The sequence below is a fragment of the Photorhabdus sp. RW14-46 genome, from assembly GCF_963887965.1.
Lineage (GTDB): Bacteria > Pseudomonadota > Gammaproteobacteria > Enterobacterales > Enterobacteriaceae > Photorhabdus > Photorhabdus laumondii.
In genome coordinates, this window is sequence record NZ_CAWPHH010000084.1 from 1 (window position 1) to 2,493 (window position 2,493).

At 39.8% G+C, this 2,493-nt stretch carries 1 protein-coding gene; it reads right to left on the minus strand.

All coding sequences use genetic code 11. The features are described 5' to 3' along the window. Positions 1–2,026 (minus strand): MARTX multifunctional-autoprocessing repeats-in-toxin holotoxin RtxA (gene rtxA, locus AACQ38_RS23580; RefSeq protein WP_165579224.1); only part of this gene is annotated, 2,026 nt, incomplete at its 3' end. Positions 2,027–2,493: the final 467 nt, after the last annotated feature.

The following is a 2,493-nucleotide window of genomic DNA, read 5'->3' on the forward strand; positions in this document are numbered from 1 at the left end:
GCACCCGGCTGCTACCGTTGCCTTTGTGGATTGAGATATTGCCATAAGCCAGCAGATGAGCCAGGTATTGCCCATCCCCGATACGCACAAGAACATTTACCGCGCCACCGGCGTAAACATCCATTTTCCCACTCTGACCCCGGTGAACCAGAACATTGGCTAAACCCGTGCCACGGAATGTCAGATCGCCCTTTTCACCTTTTTTTACAATCACGTTCGCGGCACCCGCACCGTCAAAATGCGTATCACCGAACTTTGAGTCGTGCAAAATAACGTTCGCTGCCCCCAACCCTGTGAAATTAATATCTCCCCGCGTGACATCAGATTTAATAATGTTTCCACCCCCTGCGCCGCTAAAATAAATATTACCGGAACTATCACCGCCACTCTTTGATGATTTGATAACATCTTGCTCAAAATAGCTTTTAAGATCAGTCAAACAATCAGTAATATCATCTGTTACATTTAACTTATAGTGAAGCTCACTTACCGTATAACCAGCTCTTATTAATCGATAACCATAAGGATAGGAAAAAGTTTCATTTGCTATGCGGCCAGTATGGTCACCTTTTTTATACCAAGATCTTGCAATATACTTCAGCCTCCCTGTTTCACTATCATTCGCCAGCTTAACCTCAACCACTTTGGTATAAGGGTCCAGGAATATTGCATACACATAAGTATTCGGCTGCGTGTTTGATTTAACCGGAGAGACATCGATTTTCAGCCCATTAGAAGAAAGTGTGTCCCCTCCTATTTTGGCACTAGCCAGTATGACATCTTCCGCTTTAATATTGATCCCACGGGCATAATTCCCCCATTTATCGGTTAATAATGCCTTCACAACACCCTGTATTGTGTTTTTTTGTCGATATACCACATTAATATTGGCAAGCGTAATAGTATCGTCCCCTTTAACGGGGATAAATCCATTATTTGTATTGATATTTTCCTTAGCAATATCCTCAAGATGATCACCTTGCTTATACCAAGAAGTGGCATAATAACGGAGCTTACCGGTATCAGGATTATTTCGCAGCCGTACAGCGACAACTTTAGTATTAATATTATTGGCAATGGCAAAGAGATAAGTATCAGGCTCTACCGCGGATTTAACCGCTTTAACTTGCCGAGATTGTTGAGTCCCATCTCCCTCCATTGTTGCCGATGTCATGATAATATCTTTAGCCTGAGCAAATTCTATTTCGTTTCTCACACCTACTCGGGCAATTTTGTTATAAACCCCCGTACCGGTAAAATGAATATTACCGTGAGCAACATCAGAATAGAGTGTGTTATATCCCCCCGCACCTTCAAGAGTAATATCACCCTGTGTCTGTCCATACTTATCTTCACTGTGGCGTATACGCTCAATGCGATTCGCTGCACCTACACCACGCAAGAGAATATCACCGTTTCTACCTCTACGCACAATATGATTATCAGTACCAATACCATGCAAAATGATGTCACCGCTTTCTACCCGCGAATTGATGTTGTTTGTCACGCCTGCGCCATTAAATATCACATTTCCCTGTGAATCTTGATAACGATTAAACCAAGTACGGTCAATGTTATTGCCTGCCCCTGCGCCGGCAAAATCTAAATCTCCCCGGTTAGTTTCATGCCATAACTGATTGTATCCACCGCCGCCTTTAAAACTGCTATCACCAGATAAACCCTTACGAACCAGTTTATTATAACCGGCCACACCCGAATAATTTAAATTTCCCGTTTCACCCGTGTGATTAATAAAAACCGCACCGGCTGCCCCTGCAAATGACAGCCCGCCATTTCCCGTTTTATGAATACCGGTGTAACCTGAAGCCCCCTTTACCGCAAGGTCGCCATCTGTATGGTATACATCGACTTTAAATGAACCAACGGTAACATCATCATCTCCGCCATAAGCATAAACGTTACCACCAATACCAATAGCAGTAATATTATTATCGACATTATCATCGTCGTCGTAATATTTTCCCGTAAATATGTACTCTGTACTTCTATTTGATGATTTACCCATAAATAGTCCTTTAATTTATTATTTGGGTTAAACAGAAAACCACGGCACCTAACGGATGTACCCGTTATTGAGAATATTTAAGTTCTCATGAAATAGTGAAATCTTCTGATTTTTAATAGCAAAAAAATTAAATAAATAAACAGCCATTAAAATTAACATCAGATATTGTTTGCACGAATTTATCAGACATACTCTTTTCCAAAAAGTAATTTACTAATAAAATGGATATAACAAGGAAAACGCCAAATTCAGAAAGATTATTATCGCAGATCTCTTTCTGCGATAATATTGAAAATACAGAGAAGATAATAGAGTAACAATTAAACTAAGATATAAAGGCTCGTCAATTATTTATTCCATCTCCGTAAATAACCATGCAGATTATAACCATCAAAACAGTACAAGTAAATAAAATAATAACACCTTACTTTTTTGGCAATGAAATTATAACCAATAAAACTTATTAA